Origin of the sequence: Tardiphaga sp. OK245, assembly GCF_900108575.1 — a bacterium.
GTDB lineage: Bacteria > Pseudomonadota > Alphaproteobacteria > Rhizobiales > Xanthobacteraceae > Tardiphaga > Tardiphaga robiniae.
This window is the reverse complement of sequence record NZ_FNWZ01000007.1, coordinates 25,580-44,939: the sequence shown is the minus strand read 5'-3', so window position 1 is coordinate 44,939 and position 19,360 is coordinate 25,580. Positions and strand designations below refer to the sequence as shown.

The 19,360-nt window shown below is 62.1% G+C and carries 14 protein-coding genes; 5 read left to right on the top strand and 9 right to left on the bottom strand.

Annotated features, from left to right (window positions below; genetic code table 11):
- Positions 1-157: 157 nt before the first annotated feature.
- From BLW80_RS27825 to BLW80_RS27810, 4 genes are all read right to left on the bottom strand, one after another.
- Positions 158-1,222 carry an MBL fold metallo-hydrolase gene (locus BLW80_RS27825; protein WP_089266847.1) on the bottom strand — a complete coding sequence of 355 codons (1,065 nt, stop codon included), beginning with the start codon at positions 1,220-1,222 and terminating at the stop codon, positions 158-160.
- A gap of 87 nt (positions 1,223-1,309) precedes the next feature.
- Complete coding sequence (bioB, locus tag BLW80_RS27820; RefSeq protein ID WP_093761640.1) at positions 1,310-2,362, bottom strand: biotin synthase BioB; 1,053 nt, start codon at positions 2,360-2,362, stop codon at positions 1,310-1,312.
- Positions 2,363-2,482: 120 nt separating this feature from the next.
- Entirely contained in the window at positions 2,483-4,627 is a 2,145-nt protein-coding gene (locus BLW80_RS27815; RefSeq protein ID WP_093761638.1) for a methyl-accepting chemotaxis protein, read from the bottom strand.
- Positions 4,628-4,816: 189 nt separating this feature from the next.
- Entirely contained in the window at positions 4,817-5,545 is a 729-nt protein-coding gene (locus tag BLW80_RS27810) for an outer membrane protein (protein ID WP_093761636.1), read from the bottom strand.
- Between the two features lie 457 nt (positions 5,546-6,002).
- Here BLW80_RS27810 and BLW80_RS27805 point away from each other — a divergent pair, with 457 nt between their 5' ends.
- A complete protein-coding gene (locus tag BLW80_RS27805; protein ID WP_093761634.1) occupies positions 6,003-6,359 on the top strand; it encodes a hypothetical protein in 357 nt (118 codons plus the stop codon).
- A gap of 182 nt (positions 6,360-6,541) precedes the next feature.
- Here the strand turns inward: BLW80_RS27805 and BLW80_RS27800 are convergent, their stop codons facing one another.
- A complete protein-coding gene (locus tag BLW80_RS27800) occupies positions 6,542-8,410 on the bottom strand; it encodes a dihydroxy-acid dehydratase domain-containing protein (protein WP_093761632.1) in 1,869 nt (622 codons plus the stop codon).
- Between the two features lie 340 nt (positions 8,411-8,750).
- On the opposite strand from BLW80_RS27800, the gene greA reads away from it, so the two are divergent.
- Entirely contained in the window at positions 8,751-9,233 is a 483-nt protein-coding gene (gene greA, locus BLW80_RS27795) for a transcription elongation factor GreA (protein ID WP_089266853.1), read from the top strand.
- An 82-nt stretch (positions 9,234-9,315) separates the two neighbouring features.
- Here greA and BLW80_RS27790 read toward each other — a convergent pair whose 3' ends face one another.
- Entirely contained in the window at positions 9,316-10,374 is a 1,059-nt protein-coding gene (locus BLW80_RS27790; RefSeq protein WP_089266854.1) for a ketopantoate reductase family protein, read from the bottom strand.
- Positions 10,375-10,602: 228 nt separating this feature from the next.
- On the opposite strand from BLW80_RS27790, the gene BLW80_RS27785 reads away from it, so the two are divergent.
- Positions 10,603-11,592: a Bug family tripartite tricarboxylate transporter substrate binding protein gene (locus tag BLW80_RS27785; RefSeq protein ID WP_093761630.1), complete on the top strand. Its 990-nt coding sequence runs from the start codon at positions 10,603-10,605 to the stop codon at positions 11,590-11,592.
- Positions 11,593-11,745: 153 nt separating this feature from the next.
- On the opposite strand, the gene BLW80_RS27780 is transcribed toward BLW80_RS27785, so the two are convergent.
- Entirely contained in the window at positions 11,746-12,660 is a 915-nt protein-coding gene (locus BLW80_RS27780; protein WP_093761628.1) for a 3'-5' exonuclease, read from the bottom strand.
- 128 nt (positions 12,661-12,788) lie between these two features.
- A complete protein-coding gene (locus tag BLW80_RS27775) occupies positions 12,789-14,351 on the bottom strand; it encodes an adenylate/guanylate cyclase domain-containing protein (protein ID WP_093761626.1) in 1,563 nt (520 codons plus the stop codon).
- Between the two features lie 251 nt (positions 14,352-14,602).
- Here BLW80_RS27775 and BLW80_RS27770 point away from each other — a divergent pair, with 251 nt between their 5' ends.
- Positions 14,603-15,856, top strand: a complete 1,254-nt coding sequence (locus BLW80_RS27770) for an acetyl-CoA C-acetyltransferase (RefSeq protein ID WP_093761624.1) — start codon at positions 14,603-14,605, stop codon at positions 15,854-15,856.
- Positions 15,857-16,086: 230 nt separating this feature from the next.
- On the opposite strand, the gene BLW80_RS27765 is transcribed toward BLW80_RS27770, so the two are convergent.
- Positions 16,087-17,535, bottom strand: coding sequence for an amidohydrolase family protein (locus BLW80_RS27765; protein ID WP_093761622.1), 1,449 nt, complete (start codon positions 17,533-17,535; stop codon positions 16,087-16,089).
- A 176-nt stretch (positions 17,536-17,711) separates the two neighbouring features.
- Here BLW80_RS27765 and BLW80_RS27760 point away from each other — a divergent pair, with 176 nt between their 5' ends.
- Positions 17,712-19,304, top strand: coding sequence for a gamma-glutamyltransferase family protein (locus tag BLW80_RS27760; protein WP_093761620.1), 1,593 nt, complete (start codon positions 17,712-17,714; stop codon positions 19,302-19,304).
- Positions 19,305-19,360 lie beyond the last annotated feature (56 nt).

Below are 19,360 nucleotides of genomic sequence, written 5' to 3'. Positions count from 1 at the left end.
AAGACCCAAAAACGAAACCCGAACCCAGCGTCAGGTGCGTTTTAGAGCTTTTCCAGCTTGGCTGTCGAGGCGCAATTGGTCAATTTGACCAAGCGCCGCGGCTTTTGATGTGCATCAAGAGCCTGAGGTCATTCACGAATTTTTGCTGCGCTGCAGGTTACGCCGATTTGAACCGCAGCATGCCGTCGGCGCCCATTGTCGAGGTCAGCCGCTTCTGCGCCAGCATGTGATTGACGTGGGCGATCAATTCGCCGGCGGCAAATCCGGTCTGGTGGGCATCCAGCTTGTGCTTGTGAAACACCACCGGCACCAGCTCGGCCGAGGTCTTGCCGGTATCCTTGCATGCGGCGGCGATCATCTGGCAGCGCTCTTCGTGATGGTCTGCGAGCTGCTTGATGCGGATCTTGAGGCCGTGAAACGGCACGCCGTGACCCGGGAGCACGAGCACGTCATCGGGCAGCGTATCAGCGAGGCGCTTCAGCGAATGCAGATATGAGCCGAGCGAATTCTCGTCGGGCTCATGCGCCCAGACGCTGACATTGGGCGAGATCTTGCTCAGCACCTGATCGGCCGACAGGAACAGTTTGTCGGCCTCGCAATACAGCATCACCTGATCTGGAGAATGGCCGGCGCCGGTGAGCACGCGGAAGGTGCGCGTGCCGATCACGAGATCGTCGCCATCGGACAGTCGGCGATAGGCGGCCGGAAGCGGTACCGTCTTCTTCAGATACTCCTGGCCGCGGCCGAGCAATTGCTCGGTAATATCTGCATCCATGCCGTGGCGATGGAAGAACTGCCGCATATTGACGATGCGCTCTTCGGTGCGGCGGTGCTGGTGATAGACGCCCTGCAGATATTCGACTTGCGACATATAGAAGGGGCAGTTGAACCGCTGCACCATCCAGCCGGCCTGGCCGACATGATCGGGATGCGCGTGGGTGACGATCACCTTGCTGATCGGCTTGCCCTTCAGCGGACCTTCGAACAGTTTCGTCCATGCAGCGATGGTGGCGTCATTGCCGATGCCGGTATCCACCATGGCCCAGCCGTCGCCGTCGGCGAGCAGATAGATGTTCACATGGTTGAGGCGAAACGGAAGGTCGAGCCGGATCCAGAGAACGCCCGGAGCAATTTCGACCACCTGATCGGTCCCGGGATGGTTCTCCCAGGGATAGCGGAGGTCATCCGCTGGCTTTGTGCTGGCGTCTGTTTTCGAATGCATCGGTTCTGTCACAATGTCCTTTTCATCCGGCTTAGCGGGCCAAGGACCCCTGCGCCAGCACAAATTCGGCTGGCGCAGGGCATGGGTTTATGCGCTGGCGCGCATATCGGCCTGTGCTGAAGCGGTAACCGGCGGAGTCGCCGTGCTCTTTCCGCTCACGTCGTCGAGCCGCGAGGTCATGCCGAGCCGGTCCAGCAGGTTAGCGTCGCGGTCGGTCTGGGGGTTTTTCGTGGTCAGCAGCACGTCGCCGATGAAGATGGAATTGGCGCCGGCGACGAAGCACAGCGCCTGCAGTTCATCGGTCATATATTGCCGTCCCGCGGAAAGCCGCACCACGCTCTTCGGCATCATGATACGCGCCACGGCAATCATGCGGACCAGCGCGATCGGATCCGGGCGTTCGGCGGTGTCGTTGACCGGTACGCCCTTCACTTCGTTCCACATATTGATCGGCACGCTCTCCGGATGATGCGGCAGGTTGGCCAGCAGCATCAGCATGCCCAAGCGATCCTCGACCTGCTCGCCCATGCCGATGATACCGCCGCAGCAGACCTTGAGGCCGGCATGGCGCGCCCGCGCTAATGTCTCGATGCGATCTTCCATCGTGCGCGTGGTGATGATCTTGCCGTAGAACTCCGGCGAGGTATCGACATTGTGATTGTAGAAGTCGAGGCCGGCGTCCTGCAGGCGCTTGGCCTGATCTTCCGTGAGCATGCCCAGCGTCGCGCAGGTCTCGAGGCCGAGATCCTTCACCGCGCTGACCATGTCGCATACGCGGTCGAGATCCTTGTCCTTGGGATTGCGCCAGGCCGCGGCCATGCAGAAGCGGCTCGCACCGGCATCCTTTGCGCGCTGCGCCGTGGCAACCACGGCGTCGCGGTCCATTAGCTTGGTCGCCTTGACGTCAGTGTTGTAGTGCGCGCTTTGCGAGCAATAACCGCAATCTTCCGCGCAGCCGCCGGTCTTGATGCTGAGCAGGCTCGCAGTCTCGACGTGATTCGGATCGAAATTGCTGCGGTGGGTGCTCTGCGCCTGAAAAATCAGGTCTGCAAACGGCAAATCATAGAGTGCCTGGGCTTCATGGCGTTGCCAGTCGTGGCGCAGTTCGGTCGATGTCCATGCAGAGGGAGTTGGGGGCATTCACGCAATCCTTACATTCTGCGCAGCCACCGATCATGGGCTGCTGCGAAAGCAGTCCATGATTTTGAGGGTTGGAGCAATGACGCTGGCCGGGTGCAGCCATGCGCTGGATCGCCGCTCCTATGCCGCGCGGATGCTCGACAGGAATTCGTCGATTTCACCACGAAGAACGTCGGCCTCGCGGCGCAATTCGCCCGAGGCGCCGAGCACGTCGTTGGCAGCCGTGCCGGCCTGCGTCGATGCATCGCTGACGCCGACAATGTTGCTCGACACTTCGCTGGTGCCGCCGGCGGCGTGCTGGATGTTGCGCGCGATCTCGCGTGTTGCCGCACCTTGCTGTTCGACGGCGGTGGCGATGGCGGCACTCACATGATTGATCTCGGCGATGGTCTGCCCGATGTTGCGGATCGCTCCGACGGCGGTGGACGTGACCTGCTGCATCGAGACGATCTGCGTGCGAATCTCGTCGGTGGCCTTTGCGGTCTGATCGGCAAGGCTCTTCACTTCCGAAGCCACCACGGCGAAGCCCCGGCCTGCGTCGCCCGCGCGTGCCGCCTCGATGGTCGCGTTGAGCGCCAGGAGGTTGGTCTGCGACGCGATGGTCTGGATCAGATCGATCACCACACTGATGCGATTGGCGTTGTCGGCCAAGCCCTGCATCGTTACATCGGTTTCGCCGGCCTCGTTGACGGCCTTTGCGGCGATTTCGGTTGACGTGACGACCTGTCGGCTGATCTCGTTGATCGATGACGACAGTTGCTCGGTCCCGGCCGACACCGTCTGGACGTTCACCGAGGTTTCCTCTGCGGCCGACGCGACGGCGCTGACCAGCGCGCTGGAACGATCGGCCGTAGCCGTCATGCTCTGTGCGGTCGATTGCATGGAATCGGCCGAGCTCTGCAGCTTCTCCAAAGCGGTGCGCACCTTGCTCTCGAAGTCGACGATGCGGGCTTCGATGCGCGACGTGCGTTCGCCCTTGGCGATGCGGTCCTGATCCTGCTCCGCGCTGAGCGTGCGGGCGTTGATCATGCTGTCGCGGAACACTTCGAGCGTGCCTGCCATCGCCGCGATTTCGTCCTGCTGGCGGCTGCGGGCGATCTCGGTGTCGAGATCTCCGCTGGACAGCCGCTGCATCGCGCGCTGCAATTGCGCGAGCCGGCGCAGGATGCTGCGGCCGACATAGAGCCAGACGAACAATGCCGATCCGATCAGCGTCAGCGCGCCGAGGCCGAGCATCACCTGCGTCGCCAGCGTGATTGTCGTCTGTGCCTGTGTCGTGGCGGCATCGGTTTCGCTGCGTACCTTGTCGACCAGTTGCTTGACGCTCATGCCGAGGCCGACATTGAGCTTGCGCGTCTCGTCGAGAATGAGTTCGCCATATTCGACGGTGTCCATCTCTTTCTGGCGCACCTTGAAGACGCTGTTTTTGCCGTCGCCGATCGCCAGCAGCTGCAGGGCGGCTTCCTTGAGTTCTTTGGTCCCTTTGATGCCGACGAGGGCATCGAGATTCGATTTGACGCGAGCTTGTGCGGCCTTGAAGTTGTCTTCGATCGGAGAGAGCGCTTCGGACGAGCCGGCCGACAGTGCGGCCATCAGATCGGACGAGATCAGGTTGGTGCTGGCGACGACCTCGCCGACCTGCACGATGACTCGCGCGGCTTCGCCCGAATCTTCGGCCGAGAAGACTGTTGCCCGCAGCGTGTCGTTCATCACGTTCTGGGCGTCGGTGGCGGCTGGCTCCGACATCTTGACGAAGTTTGCTGCAGCGGCGCGCAGGGAGTCGTATTGCTTCTGATGTTGGGCGACGGCGTCGAGACGTTCCTGGGTGGCAGCGCCAAGGCTGCGAATCGTGTCTTCGATGTTCTTGACGGTATCGGCCAGGGCGGCGACCACGGCCTTGTCGGCGCCGAGCTTGGCGATGGTGTCGAGCTTCTCGACTGCAATCTTGTGCGTATCGCGCATGCGCTGCGAGCGTTCCTTCAGAACGTCGGGGCTGCTCGATGCCAGCAGCATCGGGCCCTGGCTGGCAAGGCTCTCGCTGGCGGTGGCCAGTTGAAGGCTGGCGGTCAGTTTCGGAATGTCCCGGCCGTTCAGGTCCGTCATCATGCCGCCGAGCTGACCGAGAATCATGCCGGCACCGGCACTGATCAGGATCGCCATGCCCGCGATAACAGCGAAGGCGGCGAACAGGCTGCCGCGAATGCCCCAACGGGGCCGCGAGAAACGAAACCGTCCGAATTTTCCGATGAACGACGTCAGTGCCATTGATTCCCCCGCGTCCACCGTCCTGGTGGCGGATCGCGTAGAGAGTATGTAGGTACCGAGTTAATATTCGGGTAAATCGGCAACCTTTGGCTGTCGCGGGGCTTGCGAGGTTACCAAAGGGTAAAACGAAAAAGGCCGGCGTTTCCGCCGGCCTTTCCGTAGTTAAGAGCCTGAAATCAGGCGCGAAGCTCAGTACTTCGCAACAACCGGGCCACCCCAGTTGAAGCGGTAGTTCAGGCCAGCCTTGACGGTGTGCTCGTCGTTCTTGGACGAAGCGCCGCCAACGATGCCCGTTGCGAGAGGCGACAGGTTGGTGCTGCCGAAGTCGTAGTACTGGTACTCGACCTTGCCCGACCAGTTCTGGGTGAACAGGTATTCGAGGCCGGCGCCGACGGTGTAACCGTCATGCTTGGTGCCGCTCGTGAAGGCGACCGGAGCGCCCGCAACGTTGACCAGCGATTCGCTGTAGTCGGAGTAAGCGTAGCCGCCCTTCACGTAGAGCAGTGCCGGACCCCAGGTGTAACCGATGCGACCGGTCACCGAGCCGAGGCCCTTCTGGTTCAGGTTGTAGGTGTTGCCCGAGCCGGCGAACAGCACGTTGGTGTTGTTCGAACCAACCCAGCTGTACTGACCTTCGATACCAACGACCCAGTTCGGAGCGAACTGGTAGTCAGCGCCGATCTGCAGACCGCCGAGGAAACGGCCATCCGAATTGTCGGAGGTGCCGCCGAAGCCGTTCGAACCGTTGAACGCGCCGCCGACGTGACCGCCGATGTAGAAACCGGTCCAGTTGTAGATCGGAGCGGCAACGTAAGCCGGAGCCTTGGTGTAGGGACGAGCAGCCAGATCAGCGGCCATTGCCGGAACCGAGGCGCCCAGGGCGATCAGGGCAACGGTGCCCATCAGGAAGTTCTTCATTTTCTTCTTCTCCAGAAAACCATTTTAGAGCGAGAGCGCGTTCGCTCCGTCTATGGCGTGGACTTAGACAGCTTTTGCGTAAAATGCTGTCACCCATTCGCCACAGCAATCGACAACCCGACACGATCTGGATTGGCGCAACGGCATGCTTGACGCCTTAATAAAAGCTGAAAGATGCCTTAATTTACAGAGGTTTGGCGGACCAGCTTACCTGCTCGCGCTAACCCGCAGCAGTTTGGTTTTGCTCTAGATCGATTTATTGTGATCGGCAAAGCTACAGCGCTTTATCTGCATCGCCTGCAACCTCCGACATCACGTTTTGGAACGTCTCAAAGCGCTGTGCGAATGCCGGCTGCGTGATGACACCGACCGGTCTGTCATGGGAAACAAAAAACGCGCGACCCGTTAGATGTTTGCGTGGTGCCGGTCGGCGCCTCCGTGAATGGAATCGCGTTGCATGCAGGTTGAGCGGATTTTACGTGAATACGGCCACTTCCTTCGGCCGATGAGTGAGGCGCCACGCGACGGTCAGCGAATCCTTGGCCACTCTGCCCAGGCCGGTGCCCAAGGCGGCCACCTCATTTCCTGCTACTGGGAACTGCACCCTCAAGGTCTGATCGGGCCGAACTGGGTGGAGGAGCGCGATAGCCCCATCGGTTATATCGACCGCTATTTCGATGGCTGGATCAGGCCCCGCGAATTCAGGCTGCTTGATTCGGTCGCCATCAACCGGTTGCTCGTCGCTTACATCGACGATGCGCGCGCCGCCGATAACCGCGAGGCGCTCAAAATGCTTGAAGCGGGAGACGGTTAGAGCATGATCCCAAAAAGTGGATGCCGGTTTTCGCCGACAAACGAGTTCGTTTGTCGAGAGATCATGCTTCCAATAAAGAAAAATGCTCCAGCCGCTTTGGGAAGAGCTGATGGAAGATGACGGGAAATGGCTCAGGCCGGGAGCTTTGCAGCAAACCCGGCCCTGAGCGCCCGTCCGCAGGTCTAGAAAGCCTTGTTGGCTTCCGGACGATGCGTATTTTTCGGCACGAAACCGGAGCGTGTGGCCTCGCGCTGGTTGCGCACCCAGACCTCGCGGCTCGGATGCAGGCCGGCGCCGCGGGTGGCGGGCACGGCGCTGGTGCGGGCGCGATGCAGCAAGCGCGTATCAGCCTCGCCGCAGCTCGGATGGATGCCGCCATTGTCCGCAACCACCTTTTCCCATGCCGCCTTGCGCTTGGCATAGATGGCGGGGTCCTGCAGCTGCGTGCAGTTGAGTTCGTTGAGATTGAGATCGGCGATGATCTCGTCGCCGTCCTCGATCAGTCCGATGGCACCACCCAGTGCGGCTTCCGGGCCGACATGGCCGATGACGAGGCCCACCGAGCCGCCGGAGAAGCGCGCATCGGTCATGAGACCCACGACGATGTTGCGCTCGCGGCATAGGGTGGTGATACGCGAGGTCGGGTCGAGCATTTCCGGCATGCCGGGCGCACCCACGGGGCCGTCGTAGCGCACGATCACCATGTCGTGGTTCTGGAATTTTTCCGGATGCTGGTCGAGCGCCTGCAGCAGGCCGCGCTCGCCTTCGAACACGCGCGCGGTGCCGCGGAAGCGATTGTCCTCGAGCCCGCCTTCGACGCCGGCGAGCTTGAGAATGGCGGAAAATTCCGGCGACAGGTTGCCGCCGAGCACGCGCAACCCGCCGGTCGGCTTGTAGGGCTTCGCGACAGTATAGACGACACGGCCGTCGGCCGGCTTGGTCTCGAGGCGTTTGATCTGCTCGGCCAGCGTTTCGCCGGTGCAGGTCAGCACGTCGCCATTGATCAGGCCGGCATCCATCAGCTCGCGCACGATCACCTGCACGCCGCCGACCGCATCGATATCGACCATCGAATATTTGCCATAGGGCCGGGCGTCGGTGAGGACCGGCACGATATATTGCGAAAGGTAGTTAAACTCCGCCGGCGTCATGACTTCCTTCCAGAAGTCGGCGAAGCCCGCGGCGCGCGCGATTTCCGGCGCATGCAGCGTCACATTGGTCGAGCCACCGATCGCCAGCGACACGATCATCGCGTTGCGGATCGAGTCGCGGCTGACGATGTCGCGCGGCTTGATGCCCTTGGCGATCATGTTGGCGAGATAGCTGACCAGCTGCTCCGGGAATTCCTTGACGCGACGCGGATCGTCCGATGGTGGCGCCACCATGTGCAGCGGCTGCATGCCGACCACGCCGATGAAAGTCTGCATGGTGTTGTAGGTGAAAATGCCGCCGCAAGAGCCATAGCCCGGGCAGGCATGGCAGGCGATGCGGTGGCGATATTCGGCGTCGGGATTGCCGGCGACCTGATAGGCGCTGACGATGTCGAGCTTCTCGCCCGTCTCCGGATCGGTGCCGGGATGGATCGCGCCGTCCGACATGATGATCGACGGCTCGTTATGTTCGAGCAGCGCAGCCAGCGCGCCGACCGGCGGCTTGTCGCAGGCGACCACGGCGATGGTGCCGAGCAGGCCGGTGGCGCTCAGATGCTCCGACAGCGCGTCGTTGGTCACTTCGCGGCCGATCAGCGAATAGCGCATTTCGCGCGTGCCGTTGCGGATGCCGTCCGAGGTCGCGATGGTGTATTCCGGCTGCACCAGGCGATAGGGCAACTGGCCTTCGCCGCGACCGATGCGCTTCTTCAGGCTCTCATGGATCGCGTCCACCTTGGACATCACGCCCATATAGCACTGGCTGTCGCCCTTGGTGCCCACCACGCCCACCGACGGCTCATGAATGAGCGTCTCGTCCGTGCCGAGTATGCGCGCAATGCCGATGGTCTGCGCGGAGCGGCCGGGATGGTTGTCGATGGTGACGACGGGCGACTTGGACACGACGAATTCCTTCCTGACGGCGTTCTTGATCTGCGAGGCTTGAATGCACCGCCGCCGGCGCTCGGCATTGGCGCATGTCAGACCCTGCGGTCAGGGCAGGGTCCGTCCACGATCCAATTTAGGATCGGTCTAGCCAGTGCATAACCCCCGAAGATCGCAAACACAATCGGATTGCCCCTCCGCTGGAACAAGGCTGCCTTGTCGCCGTCCGGTGCCGCAAAGCAGCAAAATTCCGGGTGCCATTTACGCGATCAGGCTATTTCTGCATGGTTTTGACAAACCAATGGGGTAATCGCTTCCTGCGCCGTCACAGCGGATCGCGTCGATACGGAGTTCGAGATTGAGCGTTGCCTTCACCAAGGAAGAAAGTGCCGAAACGGCTGCGGAAACCCTGCTGCCCGATCGCCCGATCTCGCCTCATCCGAACCTCGTGACCGAGGCAGGTTTGCAGGCGCTGGAGACGCAGCTCCAGCAGGCCCGCGAGGCGCATGACGCCGCGAGCGCGATCGACGACGTGAACGAACGGCGGCGTCAGGCAGCGATCCCGCTGCGGGACATGCGCTATTTCGCGGCCCGTGTCCGCACGGCCCAACTCGTTCCAGCTCCGACATCGACCGACACCGTAGCCTTTGGGAGCACGGTGACTTTCAGCCGCAATGACGGGCGTGTGCAGACCTATCGGATCGTGGGCGAGGACGAAGCGGATCCCAAGGCCGGTTCGATTTCCTTCGTGTCCCCGGTGGCGAAATCGCTGATGGGCAAGGCCGTTGGTGACATCGTCGGCGCGGGCGCCCAGGAGCTCGAGATCATATCGATCGAATAGAGGATGCCGTCGCGGCGGTAGCTTCGCGTCTGATGTCAGTCGCGAAGCCGGTACTGGATCGCAGCGCCGTCACGCCAGCGCGTCAGATTCCCGCGCTGGACTCCAGCCGCTCGTTGAGCTTCTGATCGACGACCTCGACCGTGCGATCGATATTTGCATTGGTCATGCCGAGCTGATGCGAGATCAGCTTCACCAGAAGATCGACCCGCTCGATAAACGGCGCGCCAGCCGCGACAGCCCGGGCCGCCGATGACGGCTTGAGCAGGCTCTCCGCTGCCTTGGCGTATTTGGCGAACGGGACCTGATCTTCGGGATCAGCGCCGAGACGCCGCGCCACGGCATCGACATGCTCGTAGATCGACTGCGACACTTTCAGGTCGCCGTGAACGGCCTCGCGGATCGACTGCGGCTCTTCAGGCGTGATGCAGCGATAGTTGCCCGTGAGTAGCATCGACCACTTCGCCAGCGGCACGAACAGCGAGTCGAATACTTTCAGCTTCACCGGCACGTCCTGGCCGTCGAGCTTCACGGCGTCGATGTCGGCTTCGAGTTCGCGCAGCAGCTTGTTGTGAGCCGGATCGGCAAAGGCCGATGCCTTGAAATTCGTCGGCAGGCCGACGTGAAGGACATTCGCGGCTTCTTCCGGCGGCCGGAAGGCCTGCGGATCGGGCGAGCACAGCGTCACCAGTCCCGGGTCGAAGCGTTCCCACACCTGGGCATTGGTATAGGCCTCTTCGAGTTTCATGTCGGCCAGCCCCGGAATGCGCTTGAGATAGGGCAGCGGCGGCATGTTCATGATCGACAGGCAAGGTAGCTTCGCCGCGGCGATCTTGATCATCAGCACGCGGATCGTGTGGTTGGTATATTGCGGCTCCTGCATCGCAAGGCCGACCAGATCGTAGCGCGATATGTCGACCTGATCCGGCGAGGTCGCATCCAGTTTGCCCGGCAGGTCGCGTGAGAAGATGGCGCGGTGGTTCGGTTCGTCGCGCAGTTTGATGCGCACTTCAGTACCATCGCGATTGATGAGTTCGGCGGTCTTCTTCCGGCACACGAGGGTCACGTTATGACCGGCCATCAGGAGCTTCGTCGCCAGCAACGAGCCGTAGGAAGCTCCGAGAATCAGGATATTCCGCGCCATGGTGTTTCGTCCCTCACGTGATGTGATGTGTGCGCCAGATCCGAACGGTCCGGCATTTTTAGTTGGCGCGGACACTACTGCACTGCCGCGCTGCGATCCAGATGGCGTGAGCCGATACGTGCAGAGTTGGAGGCGATTTGCTTTTCCAATGCGCCAATCTGTCCCGCCTATCGTCGTGGCGAATGAGGGAGCGATCGGGTACCGTCATAAAAAACAACGGAGGGAAACATGTCTGCGATCATCAATCGTCGTCACTTCATTGCTGCCGGGTCGGCTGCCGCCGCCATGCCGTTCGTCGCGCGCGGTGCTTCAGCGCAAGCCGCCTGGCCATCGCGGCAGATCCGCATGATTTGTAGCTATCCAGCCGGCGGGCAGACCGATCTGCTCGCGCGCGCCTTTGGCGAATATATTTCCAAACAGGTTGGACAGACTGTCGTCATCGAAAACAAGGCCGGCGCATCCGGCGCCATTGGCACAGCGGAAGTCGCGCGCGCCGAGCCAGACGGTCACACGATTCTCTGCTCCATCTCGACCACCTATGTGATGAACCGGGTGATGCTCAAGACGCCCGGCTACGACATGGACAAGGATCTGACGCTGGTCAGCGTCATTCCCGGTGCCGGATTGCCGCTGGTCGCCAGTCCAAAATCCGGCGTCAAGACGCTGGAGGACTTCGTCGCCTTCGCGCGCAAGAACGACAAGGTGAACTTCGGCACCTATAGCGTCGGCTCGGCGCCGCACATGACGATCAACGAACTCAACAAGCAGTATGGCCTCAAGATCGAGCCGATCCATTATCGCGGCGAAGCGCCGATGTGGACGGGACTGGCGGAAGGCTCGATCGATTTTGCGATGGGCAGCTACACTGCGTCACAAAGTGTGCTGCAGAGCGACCGCGGCGTGCCATTCGCCGTGCATTCGAAGAAGGTCGACGCCATCCCCAATGTGAAAACGCTGCCCGAGCAGGGCGCAACGTCGAAGTTCTTCACGGTGAGCGGCTTCACGGGCTGGGCCGTGCCCAAGGCGACACCGCAGCCGATCGTCGATCGGTTGTCGCAGCTTTGCGTCGCCGCCAACAGCGATCCGAAAGTGAAGGAAGTGCTGAAGACCTTCGTGCTCGAACCGGCGCTCGGCTTCAAGGAGACCAATGCGCTGTATCAGAAGGAGCTGCCGGTCTGGATCGAGGCGGCGCAGGCGCTCGGTTTGCAGCCGGTCTGACCGCCGGCTGGATTGAATTAACGTTCGTCATTGCGAGGAGCGAAGCGACGCGGCAATCCAGTTCTTGTCTTCAAGAACAAAAAGACTGGATTGCTTCGTCGCAAGGGCTCCTCGCAATGACGGCGCGAATATCTAGCCTTTTCTTTAGATGTTCTACGCTCGCACCGAAAACCGGCTCATCGCGCTGAGCGCCTGCACGCGCGGTTCGACATCGCGCATGTAGATCGTCTTGCGCAGGAATTCGATTTCGCTCGCTTCCTTGCTTTCTTCGACATCGATGTACCAGGACTTCGGCCGGCCGTCGGAGCCGTCGCTCCAGCGATAGCCGCGCCGCTTCAGCTCGTCCTTGAGATCGAAGGGCGACTGCTCTGCCCAGACCCGCATCGTTTTCTTCCGGGCGCGTTCCAGAAGAACCGCCAGTGCCGGCGCACCGAGATCGGGCAATTCGAACGCGAGAATCTCCAGCAGCGCGTGACAATCGTCGATCGCTCGGTGCGCCTGATGGAAGAAACCGGCGCCGGCGAGCAGATAGCCGAGGCGCGATCCGTCGAAGCCGTGTTTGCGCCAGTCCACTTCCGTGGCTGAACAGCCCCAGGCCTTGTGCTGGAACACCGGCCAATAGCGCTCGGAAAACTTGCGGTCGAAGCCCGCATTGTGCGCGATGACGATGACGGCGTCGTCGGCGAAAGCGGCGACGGCATCGGGATCGATGCGGTGTCCCGCGACGATCTCGTCCGTGATGCCCGTCAGCTCGGTGATCTCCGGCGGGATCGGCCGCGACGGCTCGTTGAATGCGGTGAAGACATCCGCCACGCGCGTAATGCTGCCGTCCGGCAGATAGTCGAACTTGATCATGGCAAGTTCGATGACTTCGTCGCGCACCTGATCGAGACCCGTGGTCTCGACGTCGAGGAGAATGCCGGAGCGGGTCGGCTGGCCATTGGCCGGCGCGAATTCGGTGCGCGGGATCAGCCGGCGGAGCACGCGGTAGTCGGTCGATCTGGCGAGCGTGTCCGCCATGGCGGCAAGGCTGGGATCGTCCTGCAGGCTAAGATCGTCTTGGAGCATCTGATTCCGGGCAGTTCTTCAAGCGCAGGGTGATTCAGCCATGACTATGTGCTTCGCTGAATCGGAGCAACCTGCTTGCCGGCGATAGACACAGCTGTGTGGCGCTCAGGCTCCAGCTTTGCGGCCGATTATACCTTGCGATCCAGCGAGGCCAGCGCGTCGTTCAGCACCGAGCGCAGGCGTTCGGTGTCGTCGGGCCGCACGGCGGAAGGGTCGAGATAGAAATCCAGCCCCGGCATGCGTTCAACGACGATATCGGTTTGCACCGGCCTGTCGTCGATGATGCTGTCCACCGCATAGGGCACGACCTCGCGGCTGATGCCCTTCATGGTGATCGGCGGCAGCGGATGCGAGGTGATGATGTCGCTCACCAGCGCGAAGGTTTCATAGCTGATGGCGATGCCGCCGGGTTCTGCGATCGACTGCAGGCGCGCCGCGAGGTTCGCCTCTGCGCCGATGATCGTATAGTCCATGCGGTCGCTGCTACCGAAATTGCCGACATTGCAATAGCCGGAATTGATGCCGATGCGGGCCTTGAACGGCTCCTCGATGCCTTCGGTGCGCCACTTCGCATTCAACTCGATCAGCCTGCGCTGCATCCGCCACGCCATGCGCAGGCAGTCCTGCGCATCCTGTCGATCGCCCTTGGTTTCAGGGTCGCCGAAGAAGATCAGCATCGCGTCGCCGATGAATTTGTCGATGGTACCGCCGTGCTCGTGTGCGATCGCCGACATCTCGGTGAAATACTCGTTGAGCAGATGCGTGATCAGCTCCGGCTGCAGCCGCTCAGTCGTGGCCGTGAAATTCTGGATGTCGGAGAAGAAGATCGTCAGCTTCTTGCGCTCGGTATGGATGGTGACGTCCTTCTGGCCGCTGAAGATGCTCTTGTAGACCTGCGGCGAGATATAGCGGGAGATCTTCATGGACAGCGCGGCGAGGAAATCGTTGTTGGCTTCCAGCTCATGGTTCATCCCGGCAATGCGCAGCGACTGGCGGCGTTGCAAAGCCAGGAACGAGACGCCGCTGACGGCGGCCAGCGCGAAATAGGCAAGCAGGAATTTGAACGAGAACAGGTTCGCCGCAATCGGCTGCGTGATGATGACTTCCTGGATACCGCGGACGTCGCCGACCTTCCAGTCCTTCTTCGGGCTTTCCGGATGGCTGTTGTGGCAACTGACGCAGGCCGGGCCCATCAGGACGGGTGCCACGATGCGGACGGTGTCGCTGAACAGCGACGCCCTGGTGTCGATGATCTTCTGCTCGGAATTGTCGCGCAGGCTGCGCAGCGATGTCTTTTCGAAATCGTCGAGCTGGTGCGGCGCGCGGTTCTGGAACGGATAATCCGACACGAAGCGGTAGTTGATATTCTCCTGCTGCGCCCCGATCACGCGGCCGAGTTCGAGGGAAAGCGTCGCCGGAATCGGGATCGCGCCGGGCACGCTTTCGTAATTGTGAACCACCTGCGTGGTGCCCTGATGGGCCAGTACGCGCCCGACCACATTGGTTGCGTAATAACCACGCACGCTGGTGATCACGGAGTTCAGGTCGTTGGCCTGCCGGCGCAAAGCGGCGTCAACCAGATTGGTCAGATCGAGCCACACCGCTACAGGCAGCAGAAGCAAAAGCGCGGCGACGGCGAGCCCAGGCGCAAATACGCGCGAGCGTCGACGGGGGACATCAGGCTGATCCATGAAGATAGGTTCCTGGATTTCTGGCTGTTGAGCGCAATGAGCGTGCAGCGGCGCGGCCGCCTCAGTCTCATAGTGCCGGTATGGTTATAATATCGTGCCTGGGTTGTGCCAATTTTCTGGTAGTGGATGAAATTGCACCGGCCGCCCGCCAATTTTGGCAGACGTGCATGCCGCCTGCGCACCTTGACTTCACGGGTCGCTTGGCCAATCTCGCGGTCAGAAAAACACTTCAAAACTCTTGGGAGAAGATCATGGCCGACGCCTATATTATCGACGCAGTCCGCACGCCCCGTGGCATCGGCAAAGTGGGCAAGGGCAAGCTCGCCGAACATCATCCGCAGCATCTGGCAGCGACCGTGCTCAAGGCGATTGCCGAGCGCAACAAGCTCAACACCGCCGATGTCGACGACGTGATCTGGTCGACCTCGACCCAGCGCGGCAAGCAGGGCGGCGATCTCGGCCGCATGGCCGCGCTCGATGCCGGCTATGACATCAAGGCCTCCGGCACCACGCTGGATCGCTTCTGCGGCGGTGGCATCACCGCGGTGAATTTCGCGGCGGCGCAGATCATGTCGGGCATGGAAGACGTCGTCATCGCCGGCGGCACCGAGATGATGTCGCTCACCGGTGCGATGGCTGCCGAGGACATGGCCGCCGGCAAGGCGCCGCTCGGCATGGGCTCGGGCAACAAGCGGCTCGCCAAGGTGCATCCGCAGTCGCATCAGGGCATCTGCGGCGACGCGATCGCCTCGATGGAGGGCATCAGCCGCGAGGCGCTCGATGCGCTCGGCCTCGAAAGCCAGCGTCGCGCAGCCATCGCGATCAAGGAAGGCCGTTTCGACAAGAGCATCGTCCCGGTGAAGGATGACGAGGGCAACATCGTGCTCGCCAAGGACGAATACCCGCGTCCGGAAACCACTGCCGAAGGTCTCGCAGGTCTGAAGCCGGCTTTCGCTGCGATGGCCGATCATCCGCTGGATGAAAGCGGCATGACCTTCCGCAAGCAGATCAACCAGAAATATCCGGATCTCAAGATCGAGCATTTCCACCACGCCGGCAATTCATCGGGTGTGGTCGATGGTGCCGCAGCCTTGCTGCTGACCTCGAAGTCCTATGCCGACAAGCATGGCCTGAAGCCGCGCGCGCGCATCGTCGCCATGGCCAATATCGGTGACGACCCGACCCTGATGCTGAATGCGCCGGTGCCGGCTGCGAAGAAGGTGCTGGCAAAGGCCGGTCTCAAGAAGGAAGACATCGATCTGTGGGAGATCAATGAAGCCTTCGCCGTGGTCGCCGAGAAGTTCATCCTCGATCTCGATCTCGATCGCAGCAAGGTCAACGTCAATGGCGGTTCGATTGCGCTCGGTCATCCGATCGGCGCCACCGGCGCGATCCTGATCGGCACGATCCTCGACGAACTCGAGCGCCGCAACCTGAAGCGCGGCCTCGTCACCATGTGCGCCGCCGGCGGCATGGCACCGGCGATCATCATCGAGCGCGTGTAAGCGTTTGCTTCTAACCTCTCCCCGCTCTTTGCGGGGAGAGGTCGGCGCGCAGCGCCGGGTGAGGGGCTATCACTGCAGACACATCAGACGCGGACTCACGGGTCGGAAATTTCTCGACCCGTGAGTCCGCGTCTGTTGAAGCGTCAAACCCCGCCCCTCACCCTAACCCTCTCCCCGCAAATGCGGGGCGAGGGAACGTGCCGGCGTCTGGAGCGAAGCCTGCGACGGCCTTACTCGTTCGACGGCCACGCCATCGGGAACGACAGCGGCGAGATTTCCGTCAGCTTGCGGCCGGCCCAGTCGAGACCCGGCGTGCGCTCTTCCGCGCGGATCTGCGCTTCATGTACGCGCAGCGCAGCCGCTGGATAATCGAACGTCTGTACCACGCCGTCCTTCACCACCTGCCGGCCATCCACATAAACATGACGCACTGCGCGTTCCGCCGCCGCATAGATCATGCTGCGGATCGGATCGCGATGCGGCTGCATCATCGGATGGGTGACGTCGACCATCACGAAATCCGCCTTGCAGCCGGCCTCGAGCCTACCGATGTCGTTGCGGCCGAGCGCCTTGGCGCCGACGGTGGTGGCCGCCTCGAACAGCATGGTCGAGTTCAGGCCGCGCGGATGCCCGGCCATCAGTCGCGAGGTCATCGTCACGTTGCGCATTTCCTCGATCATGTTGTGCGGATAGGTATCGGTGCCGATCGCCACTGAAATGCCGGCGGCGCGGTAGCGGCCGACATCGCGCAGCGCGATGCCGCGGCGCATGAACACGGTCGGGCAATGCGCCACCGTCGTTCCGGTCTCGGCCAGCAGCGCGAGGTCGCGCCTGGTGTGCCACGGCGTCAGCGGATGGTCGTCGACGAAGATGGAGTGGCCGACCAGCGAGGTCGGGCCGAGCACGCCGAGTTCGCCGAGCCACTGGATCGGCGTCACGCCATGGCGGCGGACGATCTCGTGAAATTCCGACACCGACTGTGCGGCATGAGTCTGCCACGGAATGCCGCGGCGCTTCGCTTCAGCGTAGCTGTCTTTCATCAGTTGCGGCGTGCAGGTGTCGATCTGTGCTGGGTACATCATTCCGGAGAGACGGCCGGACGGATGGCTCTCGGCTGTATCGATGAGCGCGAAGGCCTGCAGCATGCCGTCTTCGCCGGCCTTCTCGTTCCATTCGTAATCGACGAGCGTGCCATTCGGCGTGAACCAGCGCGCCGAGCGGAACCCCGGAGCGATATAGACGCGCAGGCCGCTTTGTCCGGCGAGATCGAGCCATTGCGGATGCGGCATCGATAGATCGACCACCGTGGTGACGCCGGACAGCAGCAATTCCGAATAGGCGACGCGCACGCAGTCCGGCACGCCTTCCGGATCGGACCGCAGGATCGGCATGTATTCGTAGAGCGACGAATTATACAGGCCGGGCGAGCCGATCTCGTCGAGAAAGCCCTTGTTGAGCGGTTCGCTGGACGGATGCGAGTGGATATCGACGAGACCCGGCATCACCATGAAGCCGCGTCCGTCGATGGTCTCGACCGCTTCGCCCCGATAGTCGCGGCCGGCAAACACGATCTGGCCGCCGTCGAAAGCGACATCGCCGCCGGTGACATAGGTGTGGCTGTTCTTTGCGGCGTCCCAGGCGACGACATAGTCCGCGTTGCGGATGACGGTGATGGCCATACTGATCCTCTTGATGGAAGGCGAGGAACCGTAAGCGCAAGCGACTAGCCGGTGCAAGATCGAGAGGTGAGCAGACCCGCCTGTCTATTTGGCAGGTGCAACCCGTCTGTTCGGCTCGTGCAAATGACGATAAGAAGACGCGTTGATCTGCAAAGTCCTGAAGAGAGCCTGAACTGATGCAATACAGACATGATGGCCTTTACGCTTCCCGCCGTTCGCCGGTCATGGCGCGCAATGTGGTGGCGGCGTCGCAGCCGCTGGCAACGCAGGCCGGGTTGCGCATGCTGGAGCGCGGCGGCAATGCGCTGGATGCGGCGCTCGCGGCAGCGATCACGCTGACCGTGGTCGAGCCGACCGGCAACGGCATCGGATCGGACGCCTATTGCATCCTCTGGGATGGCAAGGAGCTGCACGGCCTCAACGCCTCGGGCCGGTCGCCGGCGGGATGGACGCCGGAGCGATTTGCAAATCACAAGACATTCCCGCATCGCGGGTGGGAGAGCGTCACCGTGCCCGGCGCCGTCTCGGCCTGGGTCGACCTGTCCGAACGCTTCGGCAAGCTGCCATTCGCTGACTTGTTCGAGCCTGCGATCTCCTATGCGGAGAATGGCTTCCACGTCTCGCCCGTGATCGCCGAACTCTGGCGCCGCGGTGCGGAGGAGTTGAAGAACCAGCCGGGCTTTGCCGAGGCCTTCATGCCGAACGGTCGTGCGCCTGCGGCGGGTGAACTCTTCAAGGCACCGGGCCATGCCTATTCACTCAAGCTGATCGCCGAGACCAAAGGCGAAGCCTTCTATCGCGGCGAACTCGCCCAGCGCATCGCTGCCTTTGCGCGCGAACATGGCGCTGTGCTCGACGAGGCCGACATGGCCGCGCATCGCAATGACTGGTGCGGCACCATCCATCAGGATTTCGGCGACGCATCGCTGCACGAAATCCCGCCGAACGGGCAGGGCATCGCGGCGCTGATGGCGCTGGGCATCATGCGGGCCTATGGCACCGACGGTCTCGTGCTCGACAGCGGCGATGCCTTCCATCTGCAGATCGAAGCCACGAAACTAGCTTTCGCCGATGTCTATGCCTATGCCGCCGATCTAGATTACATGCACGATGTCACCGTCGCGCATCTGCTCAATCCCACCTATCTCGCCTCGCGCACCAAGCTGATCGATCGCAGCCGTGCGCAGGATTTCGGCGCCGGTGCGCCCAAGACCGGCGGCACGGTGTGCCTGTCCACCGGCGACGCTTCCGGCATGATGGTGTCCTATATCCAGTCGAACTATTCGGGTTTCGGCTCTGGCGTCGTCGTGCCCGGCACCGGCATCAGCCTGCAGAATCGTGGCTTCGGTTTCGTCCTGACTGAGGGTCATCCCAATCAGGTCGGTCCGCGCAAGCGCCCGTTCCAGACCATCATTCCCGGTTTTGTCATGCAGGGCAAAGAGCCGCTGATGGCCTTCGGCCTGATGGGCGGCCCGATGCAGGCACAGGGCCATCTGCAGATCATGCTGCGCATGCAGCTCTGGGGGCAGGATCCGCAGACGGCGGCGGATGCGCCGCGCTGGCGCTATGTCGCTGGGTTGAAAGTGGCGATCGAAACCGCGGTGCCGGACAATGTCGCGGCAGACCTCGCCAGCCGCGGCCACGTCATCGAGCGCGAACCGCCGGACTCCGCCTTCGGTTTCGGCGGCGCGCAGCTCGTGCGCAAAATCGATGGCGGCTATGTCGCCGGCTCGGACCCGCGCAAGGATGGGCTCGCGGCGGGATTCTGAAGCCCGGGGGCACTATCATAGGATGTGTAGAGCGCAGCGAAACCCATCTCTTTTGC

Bases quoted from the DNA above. Each gene is read 5' to 3' on its own strand.
- BLW80_RS27760 (WP_093761620.1), top strand. From the start codon at position 17,712: ATGCAATACAGACATGATGGCCTTTACGCTTCCCGCCGTTCGCCGGTC.
- BLW80_RS27825 (WP_089266847.1), bottom strand. From the start codon at position 1,222: ATGCATTCGAAAACAGACGCCAGCACAAAGCCAGCGGATGACCTCCGC.
- BLW80_RS27790 (WP_089266854.1), bottom strand. From the start codon at position 10,374: ATGGCGCGGAATATCCTGATTCTCGGAGCTTCCTACGGCTCGTTGCTG.
- bioB (WP_093761640.1), bottom strand. From the start codon at position 2,362: ATGCCCCCAACTCCCTCTGCATGGACATCGACCGAACTGCGCCACGAC.
- BLW80_RS27780 (WP_093761628.1), bottom strand. From the start codon at position 12,660: ATGCTCCAAGACGATCTTAGCCTGCAGGACGATCCCAGCCTTGCCGCC.
- BLW80_RS27765 (WP_093761622.1), bottom strand. From the start codon at position 17,535: ATGGCCATCACCGTCATCCGCAACGCGGACTATGTCGTCGCCTGGGAC.
- BLW80_RS27810 (WP_093761636.1), bottom strand. From the start codon at position 5,545: ATGAAGAACTTCCTGATGGGCACCGTTGCCCTGATCGCCCTGGGCGCC.
- BLW80_RS27785 (WP_093761630.1), top strand. From the start codon at position 10,603: ATGTCTGCGATCATCAATCGTCGTCACTTCATTGCTGCCGGGTCGGCT.
- BLW80_RS27770 (WP_093761624.1), top strand. From the start codon at position 14,603: ATGGCCGACGCCTATATTATCGACGCAGTCCGCACGCCCCGTGGCATC.
- BLW80_RS27775 (WP_093761626.1), bottom strand. From the start codon at position 14,351: ATGGATCAGCCTGATGTCCCCCGTCGACGCTCGCGCGTATTTGCGCCT.
- BLW80_RS27815 (WP_093761638.1), bottom strand. From the start codon at position 4,627: ATGGCACTGACGTCGTTCATCGGAAAATTCGGACGGTTTCGTTTCTCG.
- BLW80_RS27805 (WP_093761634.1), top strand. From the start codon at position 6,003: ATGCAGGTTGAGCGGATTTTACGTGAATACGGCCACTTCCTTCGGCCG.